15 protein-coding genes are annotated in these 17,980 nt (G+C 69.6%); 11 read left to right on the top strand and 4 right to left on the bottom strand.

The features are described from left to right. Window positions 1-711 carry an HAD-IA family hydrolase gene (locus IEY60_RS05180; protein WP_189024292.1) on the bottom strand — a complete coding sequence of 237 codons (711 nt, stop codon included), beginning with the start codon at window positions 709-711 and terminating at the stop codon, window positions 1-3. Next, window positions 708-2,705 carry a transketolase gene (gene tkt / locus IEY60_RS05175; protein WP_229739550.1) on the bottom strand — a complete coding sequence of 666 codons (1,998 nt, stop codon included), beginning with the start codon at window positions 2,703-2,705 and terminating at the stop codon, window positions 708-710. The genes IEY60_RS05180 and tkt overlap by 4 nt, the downstream gene beginning before the upstream one ends. Before the next feature lie 105 nt (window positions 2,706-2,810). Between tkt and IEY60_RS05170 the strand changes: the two genes are divergently transcribed. Continuing rightward, window positions 2,811-3,467 carry a response regulator gene (locus IEY60_RS05170; RefSeq protein WP_189024290.1) on the top strand — a complete coding sequence of 219 codons (657 nt, stop codon included), beginning with the start codon at window positions 2,811-2,813 and terminating at the stop codon, window positions 3,465-3,467. Then, window positions 3,464-4,621: a GAF domain-containing sensor histidine kinase gene (locus IEY60_RS05165; protein ID WP_189024288.1), complete on the top strand. Its 1,158-nt coding sequence runs from the start codon at window positions 3,464-3,466 to the stop codon at window positions 4,619-4,621. Before IEY60_RS05170 ends, IEY60_RS05165 begins: the two co-directional genes overlap by 4 nt. Here IEY60_RS05165 and IEY60_RS05160 read toward each other — a convergent pair whose 3' ends face one another. Continuing rightward, window positions 4,622-5,605: a class I fructose-bisphosphate aldolase gene (locus IEY60_RS05160; protein WP_189024278.1), complete on the bottom strand. Its 984-nt coding sequence runs from the start codon at window positions 5,603-5,605 to the stop codon at window positions 4,622-4,624. It lies immediately after the preceding gene. A gap of 152 nt (window positions 5,606-5,757) precedes the next feature. Here IEY60_RS05160 and IEY60_RS05155 point away from each other — a divergent pair, with 152 nt between their 5' ends. The 5 genes from IEY60_RS05155 (at window position 5,758) to IEY60_RS05135 (ending at window position 11,542) form a co-directional block, all read left to right on the top strand. Then, complete coding sequence (locus tag IEY60_RS05155; RefSeq protein WP_189024276.1) at window positions 5,758-8,052, top strand: FdhF/YdeP family oxidoreductase; 2,295 nt, start codon at window positions 5,758-5,760, stop codon at window positions 8,050-8,052. Window positions 8,053-8,065: 13 nt separating this feature from the next. Next, window positions 8,066-8,929: a type I methionyl aminopeptidase gene (gene map, locus IEY60_RS05150; protein WP_189024273.1), complete on the top strand. Its 864-nt coding sequence runs from the start codon at window positions 8,066-8,068 to the stop codon at window positions 8,927-8,929. Window positions 8,930-8,951: 22 nt separating this feature from the next. Further along, a complete protein-coding gene (locus IEY60_RS05145) occupies window positions 8,952-10,535 on the top strand; it encodes a cobyric acid synthase (protein ID WP_189024271.1) in 1,584 nt (527 codons plus the stop codon). 12 nt (window positions 10,536-10,547) lie between these two features. Next, window positions 10,548-10,814, top strand: coding sequence for a YdeI/OmpD-associated family protein (locus IEY60_RS05140; protein ID WP_189024269.1), 267 nt, complete (start codon window positions 10,548-10,550; stop codon window positions 10,812-10,814). A 164-nt stretch (window positions 10,815-10,978) separates the two neighbouring features. After that, on the top strand, window positions 10,979-11,542 hold the full coding sequence (locus tag IEY60_RS05135) for an alpha/beta hydrolase (RefSeq protein ID WP_189024267.1): 564 nt from the start codon (window positions 10,979-10,981) through the stop codon (window positions 11,540-11,542). Window positions 11,543-11,582: 40 nt separating this feature from the next. Here IEY60_RS05135 and IEY60_RS05130 read toward each other — a convergent pair whose 3' ends face one another. Beyond that, on the bottom strand, window positions 11,583-12,626 hold the full coding sequence (locus IEY60_RS05130) for an alpha/beta hydrolase (protein ID WP_189024265.1): 1,044 nt from the start codon (window positions 12,624-12,626) through the stop codon (window positions 11,583-11,585). A 233-nt stretch (window positions 12,627-12,859) separates the two neighbouring features. On the opposite strand from IEY60_RS05130, the gene mqo reads away from it, so the two are divergent. The 4 genes from mqo to cobO all read left to right on the top strand — a co-directional run bounded on the left by mqo (window position 12,860) and on the right by cobO (window position 17,941). Beyond that, window positions 12,860-14,392 carry a malate dehydrogenase (quinone) gene (gene mqo / locus IEY60_RS05125; protein ID WP_189024263.1) on the top strand — a complete coding sequence of 511 codons (1,533 nt, stop codon included), beginning with the start codon at window positions 12,860-12,862 and terminating at the stop codon, window positions 14,390-14,392. Window positions 14,393-14,400: 8 nt separating this feature from the next. Next, window positions 14,401-14,847 carry a GNAT family N-acetyltransferase gene (locus IEY60_RS05120; RefSeq protein ID WP_189024261.1) on the top strand — a complete coding sequence of 149 codons (447 nt, stop codon included), beginning with the start codon at window positions 14,401-14,403 and terminating at the stop codon, window positions 14,845-14,847. Window positions 14,848-14,920: 73 nt separating this feature from the next. Next, window positions 14,921-17,071, top strand: a complete 2,151-nt coding sequence (locus tag IEY60_RS05115; protein WP_189024259.1) for a magnesium chelatase subunit D family protein — start codon at window positions 14,921-14,923, stop codon at window positions 17,069-17,071. 255 nt (window positions 17,072-17,326) lie between these two features. Further along, window positions 17,327-17,941, top strand: a complete 615-nt coding sequence (gene cobO, locus IEY60_RS05110; protein ID WP_189024257.1) for a cob(I)yrinic acid a,c-diamide adenosyltransferase — start codon at window positions 17,327-17,329, stop codon at window positions 17,939-17,941. Window positions 17,942-17,980: the final 39 nt, after the last annotated feature.

Raw genomic sequence — 17,980 nt, 5'->3', positions numbered from 1 at the left:
CTACCGTTCCAGCCGCTGATCCTCGGCGAGCCGGGTGTCGAACCAGCTGACGAGTTCCGGGTCGTCGAGACCATCGGCGACCAGCGTCGCTGCGGACAGATCGTGCGAGCGGGTGTAGGCGTTCTGCGCTGCGACACAGCGCAATCGGGCGGCTGTCGCGGCCAGGACCCCGTTGGCGGAGTCCTCCACGGCCACGGCGTGTTCGGGAGCGCAGCCCGTCCTGGCCAGTACCTCGAGGTACACCGCGGGACTTGGTTTGAGGTCGGGTACTTCGGTTCCGGTGACGACGGTGTCGAAGACGTCGCCGAACGCGTTCCGCAACAACGGTTCCACCCAGGCGCGGGTGCCGGTGGTCGCCACATGCAGCGCGACACCGTGTTCGGTGAGCTGCTCGATGAGCTGTCGTGCGCCCGGCCTCGGCCGGATCTGCCCGTCTTCGACCAGTCGCCGCATGATCCGTGTCTTGCTGGGGTGCAATCGTTCCGCGAGCTCCCTGGCGTGCGCGGGTGGCCTGCCGGTGCTCTCGAACCAGTACGTCATCCGGTGCGTGCCGCCCGCGATCTTCAGCAGCTGCCCGTAGCAGTCGACGTCCCACCGGTCGGGTAGCCCGGCCTCGGCGAACGCCGCGTTGAACGCGACCCGGTGACCGTCGCGTTCGCTGTCGACCAGGGTGCCGTCGACATCGAAGATCACCGCCTCCAGGCGAGTCATCGTGTCCCACCGAGGTATTCGCGGATTCGGGTGAGCACAGCCTCCACGGTGAAGCCGTGATGGGCCATGACCTCGGCACCGGGACCGCTGTGCCCGAACTCATCGATGCCGATCGCGAGATCGACCAGGCCCGCCCAGCCCGTGGTGCTGCCCGCCTCGATGCTGACGGTGTGTGCTGAGGGGGCAGGGGAGTAGCGCCAACGATCCAGCGCAGACACCACACGAACCGTGTAGCCGTCGGCCCGAAGCTGTTCGGCAACGGCGGCAGCCAGTGCGACCTCCGAGCCGGTGGCAACGAGTTCGACGGTGCGGAGGTCCCCGCCGGGGGCGGCGGACTGTGAGTCGGTCCCGGGGTGGTCGATCGGAGCGCGGGTGTCCTGTGGCAGTGCCTGTCTGGACAGGATCAGTGCGGTAGGACCGTCGGTCCGGGTGAGCGCCAACTCCCACGCGAGGGCGGTCTCGGTGTCATCGGCCGGGCGCAGCACCTGCAAGCCGGGGATCACACGCAGTGATTCGACGTGTTCGACGGGCTGGTGGGTTGGTCCGTCCTCGCCGACAGCGATCGAGTCGTGGGTGAGCACGTAGATCACCGGCTGACCCATCAGTGCCGACAGGCGCAATGCCGGACGCAGATAGTCGGCGAACACCAGGAATGTACTGCCGAACACGCGGAATCCGCCGTGCAGGCTGATCCCGTTGAGGATGGCGGCCATGCCGAACTCACGGATGCCGAACGCGATGGCGGTGCGCGAGTAGTCGTCGCGAGCCACCACTGGGCCGCAGGATGTGCCGGTCGAGCCCGCGAGGTCGGCCGAGCCACCCACCAGCTCCGGCATCACCGACAGCACGGCGTCCAGGCACGCCTGCGAGGACTGCCGAGTAGCCCGCGGTGCGTCCCCGACTGTCCCGGACAGTGCCTCGGCGAGGCCGGCGGGCAGGATCCGCGCGGCAGCACGGGTGAATTCCTCGGCGCGTTCCGGTGCGGCAGCGGCGAATTCGGCGAACCGGTCGAGCCAGTCCGCGCGGTCCCCGGCGCCGATCTCCGCGAGCACCGCGCACGTCGCACCGACTTGCTCAGGTACCGCGAACGGCGGATAGCCCCATCCCGCAATCTCTTTGGCGCGTGCCAGCTGATCGGCGCCCAACGGTGCACCGTGCGCTTTCGCCGTGCCCGCCACATCGGGAGCGCCATGGCCGATCACCGTGCGAACGGCCAGGAAGCTCGGCCGCGGATCCGCCTCGGCGCGGCGGATGGCCGCGTCGATCGCCTCGATGTCGGTGCCGTCCGGCACCACCTCGGTGTGCCAGCCGTAGGCGGCGAAGCGGGCGATCTGGTCGTCGCCGCACGAACGGTCGACCGCACCGTCGATGGTGATGGCATTGTCGTCCCAGAGCACGATCAACCTGCCCAGCCCGAGATGCCCGGCGAAGGAAGCGGCCTCGTGGCTGACACCCTCCATCAGGCATCCGTCACCGACGATCGCGTAGGTGCGGTGATCGGTGATCTCGGGGTAGCGCGCGTGGGACATGCGCTCCGCCAATGCCATTCCCACCGCCATCGCCAGTCCCTGACCGAGCGGCCCGGTCGTGCACTCGACGCCGGGGGTCTCGCCGAATTCCGGGTGACCCGGTGTCCGCGATCCCAGCTGACGGAATCGGCGCAACTCCTCGGTGGGCAGGTCATAGCCGAACATGTGCAGCAACCCGTACAGCAGTGCCGAGCCGTGCCCGGCCGAGAGGACGAACCGATCCCGGTCGGCCCACGCCGGGTCCGCCGGATCGTGCCGCAGATGCCTGCTCCACAGCGTCCACGCCATCGGCGCCGCCCCCATCGGCATGCCGGGATGGCCGGAGTTCGCGGCCTCGACCATGTCGGCGGCGAGGAACCGCAGGGTGTCGACGGCGAGCTGGTCGGTCTCGACCGACGGCGCGACGAGCGGCCGATGGACAGTGGATTCCGGCATGGCGCGGCCTTCCTGATCGGGTCCGTCCATCGGACCGCATCGGCGTCGCCGCGCCCTCCCCCCGGCGGGTGGGCGCGCGGGTGATATCCGCCAAATGCCGGGAGCCACCGGTGTTTTCGGCCGTAGGCTGGCGGTATGCCGACCCCGTTACGGCTTGTGCTCGTCGACGATCACGAGATGGTCCTGCACGGGCTCGACGCGATGCTCGGCCACTTCCCCGACGAGGTCGTCATCGTCGGGCAGTCCACCACCGACACCGGCGCGCTGCGGATGGTCGCCGAGCATCGGCCCGACATCGTGCTGTGCGATGTCCGCATCGGCAAGGCCAGCGGACTCGATCTGTGCAGGCAGATCACCGTGCAATACCCGGCGACGAAGGTCGTGCTGCTCACCGTCTACGACGACGAGCACTACCTCTACCAGGCGCTGCGCGCCGGCGCCGCGGGCTACATCCTCAAACGGGTCGACGGCCGCGAACTCGTCGCCCAGTTGCTGCGGGCGGGGGAGGGGGAGACCGTCGTCGACCCGGCACTGGCCGGTCGGGTGGCACTGGCCGCGGCACGCCTCGACGCCGGGCAGTTCTGGTCCGGCGCGCACCTGGGGCTGACCCAGCGGGAGTCGGAAGTGCTGGGGCTGTTGGTGTCCGGGTATTCGAACCGGGCGGTGGCGGGCAAGCTCGTGGTCAGCGAGGACACGGTGAAGACCCACATCCGCGGGCTGTATCGCAAACTCGGGGTGTCCGATCGCAGCGGGGCGATCGCGGTCGCGTTGCGCGAGGGGCTGTTCCGTTGACCGCTGCGGCGCCGACAGCGGCCGAGCTCGCACCACTTCTCGGGGCCGACGGTGTGCTGCTCTATGCCGTCGACGGGCAGGACCTCGCCATCGTCGATCTGTGGCCCGCGCATCCGTCGGCCGGTTCGCTGACCTTGCAGGTCGGGTTCGGAGTGACCGGGTTGGTCGCCCGGACCGGCAAACCGGTACTGCTCGCGGTCGACTCGCCACGCAATGCACTGCACCGCAAGCTGTTACAGCTCGGGCCCGACCAGACGGTCACCCGGATGTGTCTTCCGCTGCCGGGAATCGACGGCGCGGTGGTCGGTGTGCTGGCGGCGCATCGAGATCCGGCCGAACCGTTCGGGTCGGATGATCTCGCGCGCGCGGAGTCCTACGCGGCGGTTCTCGGACTGTCGTTGCACGCGCACCGGTTGTGGCGCACGGTCAACCGGCATCGCAGCGAACGGGATCGCCTTGTCGAGCAGGCGATCTCGGCGCAGGAAGCCGAGCGACGCCGGATCGCCTTCGACCTGCACGACGGGGTGACCACCGCGCTCGCGTCCATGTCTTTCCATTTGTCCGCCGCCGACCTCACCGTCTCCGAACTCGCCGCCCACGTCGCCACCGGTGACGAAGCGGGTGCGCGGGCCTTGGCACGCGCCCGCGAAGAGCTAATCAGCGCCCGCGCACTGGCCGACTTCGCCTACAGCGAGACCCGGTCGGCGATCTCGGGCCTGCACAGCCTCGTCCTCGACGACCTCGGCCTGGTCGCCGCCATCGAATCGCTGGTGCACACGGCGAGCACCGGCGACGGACCCTCGATCGAATTGCTCGTCGACCCGGCGGCCGCCGTCGGCGACATCCCCGACCACGCGGCCGCCGCCCTGTACCGGATCGCGCAGGAAGCGCTGGCCAATGCGGTCAAGCACGCGGGCGCGAACCGGATCGTGCTGTCGCTGCGCCGGGTCGGCGACTCGATCGTCCTCGGCTGCTCCGACGACGGCGCGGGCTTCGACCCGATCGCCCGCCGGGAAGCGCGGGCCGCCGACGGCGAGCAGCATTTCGGCCTGAGTTCGATCGCCGAACGCTGCGCCGTCATCGAGGCCTCGCTGCGGGTCGAGTCGATGCAGGGGCGCGGGACGATCCTGCTGGTCGAGCTGCCGATCCGGTAGTCAGCGGGTCGCCTCGGCCGCGCTACGGCAGTTGTCGAGCAGAACCTGCTGCGCCGCACCGACTTCGGCCTGACCGGCCCAGGTGTGCAGGGCCGCGCTGACCAGCGCCCGGCCGAACGAGAAGGTCACCGCCCACGGCCGGCCTGCGAGGAGGGTGAGGTCGGCCAAGTAGCGGCAGACCTGCTCGGTGGGTTGCCCACCGGACAGGAACGCGATGCCGGGCACGGCGGTGGGCACGGTCTCACGCAGCACCATGAAGGTCGCCCCCACCACGTCGTCCACCGACGCGGGCGCGGCATCGAGACCCGGCGTCACGAAGTTCGGCTTGAGCACGATGCCCGACAGGTCGACACCGGCGGCATCGAGCGCGGCGAACACCGACCGCAGGGCCAGCCGGGTCGCCTGGGCCGAGGCGTCCAGGTCGTGGTCGCCGGTGCACAGCACCTCCGGCTCCACGATCGGGACGATGCCGTGCTGCTGACACAGCGCGGCGTAGCGCGCCAGCGCGTGCCCGTTGGCGTGCGCGGCATACGGCGTGATCGACCGCACGTCGAAGACGGCCCGCCACTTGGCGAAGGCGGCGCCGCGCTCGGCATACGACGCCAATCGGGCGCCGAGCCCGTCGAGCCCCTCGGTGACCAGAGCGCCGCCCTGGCCGGGGAGTCCGGTGGTGCCGGTGTCGACCTTGATGCCGGGCAGGATGCCCAGCTCGCGCGCCGCGACCGGGAAGGCGCGGCCGTCGGCGAGATCCTGACCGAAGGTCTCGTCGCACAGGATGATTCCGCTGATCCACTCCGCCAGGCCGTCGGCGGTGAGCAGTAGTTCGCGGTAGTCGCGCCGGGTGGTCGCGCTCGCGGGAATCCCCTCCTGTTCCAGGCGGGCGGACATGGTCTTGATCGACTCGTCGGCGGCGAGGATGCCGCGGCCGCCGCCGGTCAGCTGCTGGGCGACGGCGGCGAGAGTCGTGGCGGGAAGTGTCGTCATGGGGAGAGCATGCGAGCCACCCCGGGCGCGCGTCCTCACCCCTGCGGGCGATACCGGGTGTGAACTGCCGCGTTGACAACCGGCACGAAACTGGGAAGCCTTTTGGTCATCCTTGTCTGACCGCAGTGCCGCGGCACGGAAAGAAGCCGGTGATGACCTCGATCGATGACCCCGCCGACGACCTGTCGGTGACGCCGCCGAAGACCTGGGCTGCGGGTGTTCCCGGGGTGGTCCACGCACTCGAGTACTCGCTGGCGCAGACCTCCGCCAAGCGCACCGCGCTGACGCTGCTGAACGTCAACCAGACCGAGGGCTTCGACTGCCCCGGCTGCGCCTGGCCGGAGCCGAAGCACCGGCACAAGAACGAGTACTGCGAGAACGGCGCCAAGCACGTCAGCGACGAGGCGACCACCCGCCGGGTCACCCGCGAGTTCTTCGCCACCCACCCCGTCGACGAACTCGACGGCATGTCCGACTACTGGCTCAATCAGCAGGGCAGGCTGACCGAGCCGATGGTCAAGCGGCCCGGCGCAACCCACTACGAGCCGACCGGCTGGGACGACGCCCTCGACCTGATCGCCACCACGCTGCGCGGGCTCGACTCGCCGAACGAGGCACTGTTCTACACCTCGGGCAGGCTCAACAACGAGGCCGCGTTCCTGCTGCAACTCTTCGCCAGGGCCTACGGCACGAACAATCTGCCCGACTGCTCGAACATGTGCCACGAGTCGAGCGGTTCGGCGCTGAATCAGACGCTGGGTGTCGGCAAGGGCAGCGTGTCGCTGGACGACATCTACGCCGCCGACCTGATCTTCGTCGTCGGCCAGAACCCCGGCACCAACCATCCACGGATGCTCTCGGCGCTGGAAGAGGCCAAACGCAACGGCGCCAAGATCGTCGCGGTCAACCCGCTGCCCGAGGCCGGGCTGATCCGGTTCAAGAACCCGCAGGTCCCGCGCGGGGTGATCGGGCGCGGCACCGCCATCGCCGACCACTTCCTGCAGATCCGCCCCGGGGGCGACCTCGCCCTGTTCCAGACACTGAACCGGCTGCTGCTCGAAGCCGAGGACGCCGCACCGGGCACCGTCCTCGACCACGACTTCATCCGGGAGCAGACCAACGGCTTCGACGCCTTCGCCGCGCACACCAGGCAGCTCGGCTGGGACGCAGCGCTCGAGGCCACCGGGCTGACCAGGGCGGCGATCGAGCAGGTGCACGAGCAGGTGCTTGCCTCCAAGAAGATCATCGTGTGCTGGGCGATGGGCCTGACCCAGCACAAGCACGGGGTGCCCACGATCCGCGAGATCGTCGACTTCCTGCTGCTGCGCGGCAATCTCGGCCGACCCGGCGCCGGGGTGTGCCCGGTTCGCGGGCACAGCAATGTCCAGGGCGACCGCACGATGGGCATCTGGGAACGGATGCCGCAGACCTTCCTCGACGCACTCGGCACCGAGTTCGGCTTCACCCCACCCGCCGCGCACGGCCTGGATTCGGTCGCCGCGATCCGCGCCATGCGCGACGGCCAGGCGAAGGTATTCGTCGGTGTCGCAGGCAATTTCGCGCGCGCCACCCCCGACAGCGCGGTGACCGAGGCCGCCCTGCGACAGTGCGCGCTCACCGTGCAGATCTCCACCAAACTCAACCGCTCGCACACGGTCTGCGGAGAGACGGCGCTGATCCTGCCCACCCTCGGGCGCAGCGATCGCGACATCCAGGCGAGCGGCGAGCAGTTCGTCACTGTCGAGGACTCGATGAGCGAGGTGCACGCCTCGCGCGGTCGGCTCGACCCGGCTTCGCCCCACCTGCTCAGCGAGGTCGCCATCATCTCCCGGCTCGCGCAGCGCACGCTCGGTACGACGCCGGCGATCCCGTGGGCGGAATTCGAAGCGGACTACAACGCCGTGCGCGACCGCATCTCGCGGGTCGTGCCCGGTTTCGAGAACTTCACCGAGCGCGTCGACCGGCCGGGCGGGCTGCGGCTGATCAACCCGGTCAACCTGGGCATCTACCGCACCGCCAGCGGCAAAGCGGAGTTCACCTGCAACGACTTCGCGATGCTCGCGGTGCCGCCCGGGCATCTGCTGCTGCAGTCGCTGCGTTCCCACGACCAGTGGAACACCATCCCGTACGCGAACAACGACCGCTACCGCGGCATCCACAACGCGCGCCGGGTGGTGATGGTCAACCCGGACGACCTGGCCGAGCTCGAGCTGGCCGATCGGGACGTGGTCGACGTGGTCAGCGTCTGGCACGACGGGGTCGAGCGCCGCGCGGAGAACTTCGTCGTGGTGGCCTACCCGGCCAGCCGTGGCTCGGCGGCGGCCTACTACCCGGAGACGAACGTGCTGGTCCCGCTCGACAGCGTCGCCGACATCAGCAACACCCCGACCTCGAAGGGCATCGTGGTCCGCCTCGAACCGCGTCACAGCACCGTGCAGGGGTCCTAGCTACACTCCCCTTATGTCCGTGCGCACCCGTCAGCCACTCGTTCCCGGCACCCAGTCGCCGATCCGGGACGTCCCGCGTTCCATCGAGCGTCCCGAGTACGTGTGGAAGAAGACCGCGAACGAGGGCCACGAGCCCTGGGTGCAGACTGCCGAAACCATCGAGAAGATGCGGATCGCGGGCAAGATCGCCGCCCAGGCGCTCGAAGAGGCGGGCAAGGCGGTCGCGCCCGGCGTCACCACCGACGAACTGGACCGCATCGCGCACGAGTACATGTGCGACCACGGCGCCTACCCGTCCACGCTCGGCTACAAGGGCTTCCCCAAGTCCTGCTGCACCTCGCTCAACGAGGTCATCTGCCACGGCATCCCCGACTCGACCGTCATCGAGGACGGTGACATCGTCAATATCGACGTCACCGCCTACATCCACGGCGTGCACGGCGACACCAACAAGACCTTCCTCGCCGGCAATGTCGACGAAGAGGTGCGGCTGCTGGTCGAGCGCACCGAAGAGGCCACCAACCGGGCGATCAAGGCGGTCAAGCCGGGGCGCGCGCTCAATGTGATCGGCCGCGTCATCGAGGCCTACGCCAACCGCTTCGGCTACGGCGTCGTCCGCGACTTCACCGGCCACGGCGTCGGCCCCACCTTCCACAGCGGCCTGGTGATCCTGCACTACGACCAGCCCGATATCGAGTCGGTCATCGAGCCCGGCATGACCTTCACCATCGAGCCGATGATCAACCTCGGCGGCATCGACTACGACATCTGGGACGACGGGTGGACCGTGGTCACCCAGGACCGCAAGTGGACGGCGCAGTTCGAGCACACGCTGGTCGTCACCGAAACAGGCGCGGAAATTCTCACGCTGCCGTGAACCTGTCGCTGGGGTCGGCGGCGTGAGCGAGGCGGGCTTGCGCGGGGCGCTGCTGGTCGCGGGCACCACCTCCGACGCCGGGAAAAGCGTTGTCGTGGCGGGCATTTGCCGGATGCTGGCCCGGCGTGGGGTGCGGGTGGCGCCGTTCAAGGCGCAGAACATGTCGAACAACTCCGTCGTCACGCTCGACGGCGGGGAGATCGGTCGCGCCCAGGCGCTGCAGGCACGGGCCTGCGGGCTGGAGCCGAGCGTGCGGTTCAATCCGGTTCTGCTCAAGCCGGGCAGTGATCGGCGCTCGCAGTTGGTGGTGCGGGGACAGGCGATCGGAACCGTCGGGGCCCGTGACTATTTCACTCGGCGGCAGCAGTTGCGCGAGGTGGTCGCGGCCGAACTCGCCTCGCTGCGTGCGGAATTCGATGTGGTGATCTGTGAGGGCGCAGGCTCGCCCGCCGAGATCAACCTGCGCGCCACGGATCTGGCGAACATGGGACTGGCGCGGGCGGCGAATCTTCCGGTTCTGGTGGTCGGCGATATCGATCGCGGGGGAGTGCTCGCGCACCTGTTCGGCACCGTCGCGGTGCTGGAACCCGAAGACCAGCAACTCATCTCAGGCTTCCTCGTCAACAAGTTCCGTGGCGACGTCTCACTGCTCCAGCCGGGCCTGGACCAGCTGACCGCCCTGACCGGCCGCCCCACCCTGGGCGTGCTGCCCTTCGCCGAAGAACTGTGGCTCGACGCCGAGGACTCCCTCGGCACGGTCGCGGGCACTCCCGTCGGGCGACCGGCGGCACCCCACGGCTCCGAGTGGCTCACCGTCGCCGCCATCCGCCTGCCCCGCATCTCCAACTCCACCGACATCGAAGCCCTCGCCTGCGAACCCGGCGTCGCCGTCCGCTGGGCCGACAGTCCGCATCAGCTGACCACCGCCGACCTCGTCGTCATCCCCGGCTCCAAATCCACCATCTCCGACCTGGAATGGTTGCGCACCAAGGGAATCGACACTGCCCTGCGGGCCCGCGCCGCGGCAGGCCGCCCCATTCTCGGCATCTGCGGCGGTTACCAGATGCTCGGCCGCCGCATCGTCGACGGCGTCGAACACACCGCGGATCCATCGATCGCGGAGCCGGACCGGGCGTACGTGGCCGACGGACTCGGCCTGCTCGGCCTCGACATCGAATTCGCGAACCCCAAAATCGCCCGTCAGGTGACAGGTGTGGCGGGCCGACTACCCCTGCACGGCTATGAGATCCACCACGGCCGCGTCACCCACAATGCCGACCCGGCCTGGCTGTCCATCGACGGCACCGCCGAAGGCAGTGCGCGCGAAGCGATCTGGGGAACCCACGTGCACGGCCTCCTCGAATCCGACGAGTTCCGCCGGACCTGGCTCACCGAAGTCGCGACCCACGCCGGCCGCACGGGTTTCGCCGTAGCGCCCGCCACCTCGGTCTCGGCCATCCGTACCGCCCAGCTGGACCTCCTCGCCGACCTCGTCGAACAGCACGTCGACCTCCCGGCGCTGGACCGTCTGATCCACGCGGGCGCCCCCACCGATATGCCGGTCATCCGGACCGGAACAGTCCAGATGTCCCCCGAGCTCAGTTGATAGCGTGACCGTATGAGCAGTCAACCGGTGCCGGGCGGGGTGGTCCACGCGCTGCCCGCAGACCTGCGGTCGGCGTTGCTCACCGATCAGGTGGCGCTCGAGGCCTGGCGTGACATCACATCCCTGGCCCGCAACGAGTTCATCTGCTGGGTCGAGGATGCCAAGCAGCCCGCGACCCGGGAACGCCGAATCCGGCGAACCCGGGAAGAGCTGGCGGACGGACAGCGGCGCCCCTGCTGCTGGCCGGGATGCAAGCACCGCGAGCGAACCGGCCGATAGCGGCGCGAGAGGAGTCGCACCGCACACCACGGGGCTCCGCTGTGACAGGTCTGGCAATTTAGCCCCCCCGCATTGGGAAACCGCAGGACAGGGGCGAAAACAGACCGGCCAGGACGAGCGGAACAACCTGCCGTGTTCAGGCTGGCCGTGTACCGTACACCGGCATGAAATCTCGGCAGATCACGGTCGGTGACCGGGCTTGGACAGTGCGGGTCGACGGGCCGTCATCGCGGCACAATGTACTGCTGCTTCCCGACGCGGACGACCCTGCCGACGTCTTCGATCAGGTGTGCGCGCGCCTGCACGAATCCGATCTGCAGACCGTCGTGCTGGAGTCCGTCGACGGGCTGGAACCGGCCGCGATCCACGCCATTCTCGACGAGCTCGAGCTGCCGTATGTCAATGTCGCCGGCCGTGGCGCCGGTGCGGCGCTGGCTTGGCGGTTGTGCGCGGGACGGTTCGGCCGGTTCATGAGCCTGGTGGTCGCCGATCAGGGACATCCGGCCGTGCCCGACGCCGACGGCAACGCTGACGATCCGGCCTGTCCGCCGCTGGAGCTGCCGGTCACCATGCTGGTCACCAAGGGTCTGCCGCGCGCCACCGCCGACGCGTCGGGTCGCTACGTGTACGGCGAATTCCGGGTCGTCCCGCTCGAGGTCGACAACATCGCGACCGAGGGCGCCCACGAGCTGGCCACCGAGATCGTGTTGCGCACCAGCCTCTGGTGAGCGGCGGCCGGGACCGCGCGGTCCCGGCGCGCCACCGGAGCTAGCTCTTGCGGTAGGCCGCCAGCCAGTCGAGCCAGTTGTCGGTTTCGGCGAAAGCGTTGGCGCGCACCGCTTCCGAGGACAGGAACACGTCGTGGCGGGCGCCGTCGATCGGCACGATCGAGGTGCGCTCGCCCAGGCAACCCGCCCAGCGCTGGATCTGCTTGACGTCGAGCACCGCGTCGGCCACGTCGACGGCGGGGCTGTGCTCGCGGGCGAACTTGGTGAGTCGCGAGCGCAGGATCAGTGCGGGCACACCGATCGCCAGACCCTGGTGCAGGCGGGTCTGCCCCTGCCGGATGGCGCGCAGCCAGCCGAGCCGCACCGGTTCGCCGGTCAGTGGCTTCCAGTCCAGGTTGTAATCCCACTCACCCGACCGGGTGCGGTGCAGGCTGTCGCCGTAAGCGGTGCTGACGCCCATGCCGGGGATCATGGCGAACGCGCGCAACCTGCCGACGGCGTTGATGATCGGGGTGCCGACCGTCCGGTAATAGGACGGGCCCTGCAGATCGAACCAGGGGCTGTTGAGGACGACGCCGATGACACCGGCCTTCGCGCTGCCGCCCGCGGCCTCGAGCCGGTCCAGCCACAGCGGCACGACGAGCCCGCCGGTCGAATGCGCGACGATCAGCACGTCGTTGCCGGTTTCCGCGCGCGCGATCCGCAGCGCCTCGTTCAGTTCGGCGTCGTAGAGCGCCAGGTCGCTGACGTAGTGCGCGCTCTGCCCGACCCGCCGCGAACGTCCGCATTTGCGCAGGTCGAGGGCATAGAAGCGGTGGCCGCGGGCAGCGAAGTGCTCGGCCAGATGCTCCTGGAAGAAGTAGTCGGTGAAGCCGTGCACGTACAGCACGGTGGGCTCGGACGCCGTGGCCGCGGCATCGGGCAGGTAGCGCACGAGAGTGGCGACCACCTCGCCCTCACCGTCGGGGTCGGGGCCAAGCGGCAGGGTGCGCTGCTGGTAGTCGGTGCCGAGGACATCGGATTGCCACTGCTCATCGGTCCGCTCGGCGGCGCCGGCAGGCTCGAGTGAGGTTTCGTTCGTCACACCGCTCAATCTATCGCGCGGCCACCGCGACGTGCAGTGTTGGTTTAGATCACATTCCGGAGGTCGGTTGCAGAACTACGAACGGCTGAGGTGCACAATTGGCAAGAGGTGAACGACGGGTAACCTACCCCCCGGCGATTCACCGCGAGTCGCACCAAACCACGAAGCGCCCGCGCCCAAGCGAACTCACTCGCCGGTGAGTAGCTGAGAAGGACAAGGAAGTCGAAGTACCCGTGTCGAACGCTGCGAAGACTGAAAAGACCGATGTAGTTCTCATCGGCGCAGGCATCATGAGTGCCACGCTGGGCGCGCTGCTGCGGCAGCTGCAGCCGGAGTGGACGATCTCGGTGTTCGAGCGGCTCGACGCCGCCGCCGCGGAGAGCAGCGATCCGTGGAACAACGCCGGCACCGGTCACTCGGCGCTGTGCGAGCTCAACTACAGCCCGCAGAACGCCGACGGCTCGGTCGACGTGAGCAAGGCCGTCGACATCAACGAGCGCTTCCAGGTCTCGCGCCAGTTCTGGGCCTCCGCGGTCGACACCGGCGTCCTCGGCGACCCGTCCGGCTTCATCAACCCCATCCCGCACGTCAGCTTCGTGCACGGTGCCGACAACGTCGACTACCTGCGCAAGCGCTACGAGGCGCTGGCGCCGCACCCGCTGTTCCGCGGCATGGAGTACATCGACACCCCCGACGAGTTCGCCGCGCGCCTGCCGCTGATGGCCAAGGGCCGTGACTTCTCCGACCCGATCGCGCTGAACTGGACCGACGGCGGCACCGACATCGACTTCGGCGCGCTCACCAAGCAGCTGCTGGCCTACGTCGGCTACTCCGGCGGGGAGATCGCCTTCGGCACCGAGGTCCGCAACCTCGACAAGCAGTCCGACGGTTCCTGGAACGTCACCGTCCGCAACCTGCGCACCTTCCGGTCCCGCACGATCAACGCGAAGTTCGTCTTCGTCGGCGCCGGTGGTGGCGCGCTGCCGCTGCTGCAGAAGTCGGGCATCAAGGAAGCCAAGGGCTTCGGCGGCTTCCCGATCAGCGGCCAGTTCCTGCGCTCGACCAACCCGGAGCTCATCGCCGCGCACGAGGCCAAGGTGTACGGCAAGGCCGCCGTCGGCGCGCCGCCGATGTCGGTGCCGCACCTGGACACCCGCGTCATCAACGGCCGCAAGGGCCTGCTGTTCGGCCCCTACGCGGGCTGGACCCCGAAGTTCCTCAAGGACGGCTCCAACGCCGACCTGTTCAAGTCGATCAAGCCGAACAACATCGGTTCGCTCGTCGGCGTCGGCCTCACCGAGATGGGCCTGACCAAGTACCTGATCAGCGAGCTGCTCAAGTCGCAGAACGGCAAGGTCGGCGTGCTCGAGGAGTTCCTGCCGCGCGCCGAGGGCCGCGATTGGGAGCTGATCACCGCCGGTCAGCGCGTGCAGGTCATCCGGAAGAAGGGTGCCGGTGGCGTGCTCGAGTTCGGCACCGCGGTCATCTCCGCCGCGGACGGCTCGATCGCCGGTCTGCTCGGCGCCTCCCCGGGTGCCTCGACCTGTGTCACCGCCATGCTCGACGTGATGCAGCGCTGCTTCCCGCGTGAATACGCGCAGTGGACCCCGCAGCTGAAGCAGATGATCCCCTCGCTCGGGGTGAAGCTGTCGGAGAACCAGGCGCTGTTCCAGGAAGTGTGGGACTGGACCACCAAGTCGCTCGAGCTCGACAAGGCGACCGCCACCACCGAGCAGGACGCCGCCGGTTTCGCGAAGGTGCGATAGCCGAGCCGATGTCGCCGGTCGTCTTGCGGCGGGCATGGGCGGCGGAACTGGACACCGCCACCCTGTACCGGCTGTTGAAGCTGCGCGTCGACGTGTTCGTCGTCGAGCAGGAATGCGCCTATCCCGAGCTGGACGGGCGTGACCTGCTGCCGACCACCCGGCACCTGTGGATCGAGGATGACAGCGAGGTCGTCGCCACGCTGCGCCTGCTCGAAGAGCACGAGGACGGCGTGGCGAACTACCGTCTCGGCCGGGTGTGTACGGCCGTGCCCGCCCGCGGGCGCGGCCACTCCGCCCGGCTGCTGCGGGCCGCGCTGACCGAGACCGGATCGGCGACCGTCCGGCTCAACGCGCAGTCCTACCTGGTGGACATGTACGCCACCTTCGGGTTCGCCCCGGACGGCGCGGAGTTCCTCGACGACGGCATTCCGCATATCCCGATGCGCCGGGGATAACCCACGCGGCGCCGGGCTCAGGCCGCGGATGCCCGGCGCGGATCATGATCAGACGCGCGCATAGAGTGGGGGCGTGCCTGGTTTTGCTGATGTCGCCGCTGGTCCGCACACCGCCGTTGGGTCGGCGGGTGAGGCGGGGTTCCCGTTCTCGGCGGTGGTCGGGCAGGAACAACTGCAGCTGGCGTTGATCTTGTCGGCCGTGCACCCCGGCATCGGTGGCGTGCTGGTGCGCGGCGAGAAGGGCACCGCGAAGTCGACCGTGGTGCGGGCACTGGCCCAGCTGCTGCCCCCGGTGGTCGACGAGACCGGCGCGCGCCCCGCGCGGCTGGTGGAGCTGCCGGTCGGCGCGACCGAGGACCGCGTGGTCGGTTCGCTGGACCTCGAGCGGGTGCTGCGCGACGGGGAGCAGGCGTTCCGCCCCGGTCTGCTGGCGGCGGCGCATCACGGCGTGCTCTACGTCGACGAGGTGAACCTGCTGCACGACCACCTGGTCGACGTGCTGCTCGACGCGGCCGCGATGGGCCGGGTCCATGTCGAGCGCGACGGCGTCTCGCATTCGCATCCGGCGCGGTTCGTCCTGGTCGGCACCATGAACCCCGAAGAGGGCGAGCTGCGGCCCCAGCTGCTGGACCGATTCGGCCTCACCGTCGACGTGGCCGCTTCCCGCGAGGTGGACACCCGCATGGCGGTGGTGCGCAGGCGCCTGGACTACGAGGCCGATCCGGCCGGGTTCGCCGCGCGCTACGCCGATGCCGATCAGGTTGTCGCCGAACGGATTCTGACCGCGCGCGACCGACTGCCGGAGATCGCCCTCGACGACACCGAGCTGCGCCGGATCGCGGCGCTGTGCGCGGCCTTCGATGTGGACGGGATGCGCGCGGATCTGGTCGTGGCGCGGACGGCGACCGCGCATGCCGCATGGCGCGGGCGTGACCGGGTCACCGAGGACGATGTGCGGATCGCGGCCCAGCTGGCGCTGCCGCATCGACGTCGGCGCGATCCGTTCGACGAGCCGGGGATCAGTGAGCAGCAGCTCGACGACGCGATGCAGGCGGCGGCCGACGAGGTCGAGAATGCCGCTGCGGCACAGGGATTCGACGAATCCACGGCCGGCGATGACGATGGCGCCGCTGATCCGCGAGACGACGCTTCCGGACAGGGCGAGAACGACGATTCGACTGATCGGCGCCCGGCGAATGCTGGGGGAGGCCCCGATCTCCGTGGTCTCGACGGTGCCGAAGACGACCGCGGTTCCGAGAGCGGGGGAACGGTCGACCAGGGTCCTGACGACGGTGGACCAGACGATCCCGACGGTGGCCCCGACGGAGGTGGCCCCGATGACAACCCCGGGGGCGGCCCCAACGGCGGTGGCGGGTCAAGGCCCGCGGCCGAAGGGATCTCGGGCACACCGGGTTCCGTCTCGAAGCCCGCCCCGCGCTGGGAGGTCCCCGGCATCGGCGAAGGCGCGCCGGGCCGCCGGTCCCGCGCCCAGACCCGTACCGGCCGGATGGTGCGCTCCGATACCGACACCTCCACCGGCCTGCACCTGCTCGGCACCGTGTTCGCCGCCGCCCCAAGGCAATTCGAGCGCGGCCGATTCAGCGGCCCGCTGGCGCTGGCCGCCGAGGACCTGCGCGGCGCGTATCGCGAAGGGCGCGAAGGGAATCTGGTCGTGTTCGTCGTCGACGCCTCCGGATCGATGGCCGCGCGCGATCGGCTCACCGCCGTCACCGGCGCCATCGTCACCCTGCTGCGCGACGCCTACCAGCGCCGCGACAAGGTGGCCGTGATCAGCGTGCGCGGCAGCGAAGCCGAACTCGTCCTCCCGCCGACCTCCTCGGTCGACATCGCCGTCCGCCGCCTGGCCGGTCTGCGCACCGGCGGTAAAACCCCGCTCGCCGCCGGCCTGCTGAAGGCGCGCGAGGTGATCGCCCGCGAACACGTCCGCGACCCCCGCCGCCGCCCGATGCTGGTGCTGCTCACCGACGGCCGCGCCACCGGCGGCATCGACCCGCTGCCCCGCGCCCGCACCGCCGCCCGCCTCCTGGCAGGCGAAGGCCACACCGCCATGGTCATCGACTGCGAACGCGGCATGATCCGCCTCGGCCTCGCCGCCGAACTGGCCCGTGACCTGCGCGCCCGGTACCTGCGCCTGGACGAACTCACCGGGGATACCGTCGCCGACGTCGTCCGCACCACCGGCCTCGGGGCGCGCGCGGCGTAGGGCGACGCCGGGCTGCGCGGTGTGCCCGGGTGCGGTGTGTGGCGATGCCAGCCTCCGAGTTCCACCGATGGCGGCGTACGGCGATGCGGGGTGTGTGAGCCCGTGTGATCGTTGGTGGGGTGACAGGCAGCAGATGCTGTACACCGGCCCTGATAGAAATGGTTCGCGGTCGGCAGCACCAGAGCCCGCGCGAGATGCGGCGTGGTCACCTGGCCGCGAACACGCGCGTCAGCGCACCGACGAGAAGGAGTCTTCGTGCCCAAGGGTGTTCCGGAGGTCGTGCCGGAGGACGGCCTGACGACGCGGCAGCGGCGTAATCAGCCGGTGCTGGCGGTGCACACGGGGCCGGGCAAGGGGAAGTCCACCGCCGCGTTCGGGATGGCGTTGCGGGCCTGGAACCAGGGGTTCGACGTCGCCGTGTTCCAGTTCGTGAAGAGCGCCAAGTGGAAGGTCGGCGAAGAAGCCGCGTTCCGCACGCTCGGCACCGTGCACGAGCAGACCGGCGCCGGTGGCGCGGTCGAGTGGCACAAGATGGGCGAGGGCTGGTCGTGGACCCGCAAGCACGGCACCGAGGAGGATCACGCCGCCGCCGCGCTGTCGGGCTGGCAGGAGATCGCCCGCCGCCTCGCCGCCGAACAGCACCGCTTCTACGTGCTCGACGAGTTCACCTACCCGCTCAAGTGGGGCTGGGTCGACATCGACGAGGTCGTCGAGACGCTGACCAACCGCCCCGGCAACCAGCACGTCGTGATCACCGGCCGTGACGCACCGCAGGCACTCGTCGACGCGGCCGACCTCGTCACCGAGATGACGAAGGTCAAGCACCCGATGGACGCGGGCCGCAAGGGCCAGCGCGGTATCGAATGGTGAGTGGTCGTCGCGAAGGCGTAGTCATCGGCGGAGTTCTGT

The sequence above is a fragment of the Nocardia rhizosphaerihabitans genome, assembly GCF_014646295.1.
Taxonomy (GTDB): domain Bacteria; phylum Actinomycetota; class Actinomycetes; order Mycobacteriales; family Mycobacteriaceae; genus Nocardia; species Nocardia rhizosphaerihabitans.
This window is presented reverse-complemented; position numbering and strand designations above follow the sequence as displayed.

Coding starts and splice junctions, on each gene's coding strand:
- IEY60_RS05140 (WP_189024269.1), top strand. CDS start 10,548: ATGAGCAGTCAACCGGTGCCGGGCGGGGTGGTCCACGCGCTGCCCGCA.
- IEY60_RS05120 (WP_189024261.1), top strand. CDS start 14,401: ATGTCGCCGGTCGTCTTGCGGCGGGCATGGGCGGCGGAACTGGACACC.
- IEY60_RS05180 (WP_189024292.1), bottom strand. CDS start 711: ATGACTCGCCTGGAGGCGGTGATCTTCGATGTCGACGGCACCCTGGTC.
- IEY60_RS05135 (WP_189024267.1), top strand. CDS start 10,979: ATGAAATCTCGGCAGATCACGGTCGGTGACCGGGCTTGGACAGTGCGG.
- IEY60_RS05170 (WP_189024290.1), top strand. CDS start 2,811: ATGCCGACCCCGTTACGGCTTGTGCTCGTCGACGATCACGAGATGGTC.
- tkt (WP_229739550.1), bottom strand. CDS start 2,705: ATGGACGGACCCGATCAGGAAGGCCGCGCCATGCCGGAATCCACTGTC.
- map (WP_189024273.1), top strand. CDS start 8,066: ATGTCCGTGCGCACCCGTCAGCCACTCGTTCCCGGCACCCAGTCGCCG.
- IEY60_RS05160 (WP_189024278.1), bottom strand. CDS start 5,605: ATGACGACACTTCCCGCCACGACTCTCGCCGCCGTCGCCCAGCAGCTG.
- IEY60_RS05155 (WP_189024276.1), top strand. CDS start 5,758: ATGACCTCGATCGATGACCCCGCCGACGACCTGTCGGTGACGCCGCCG.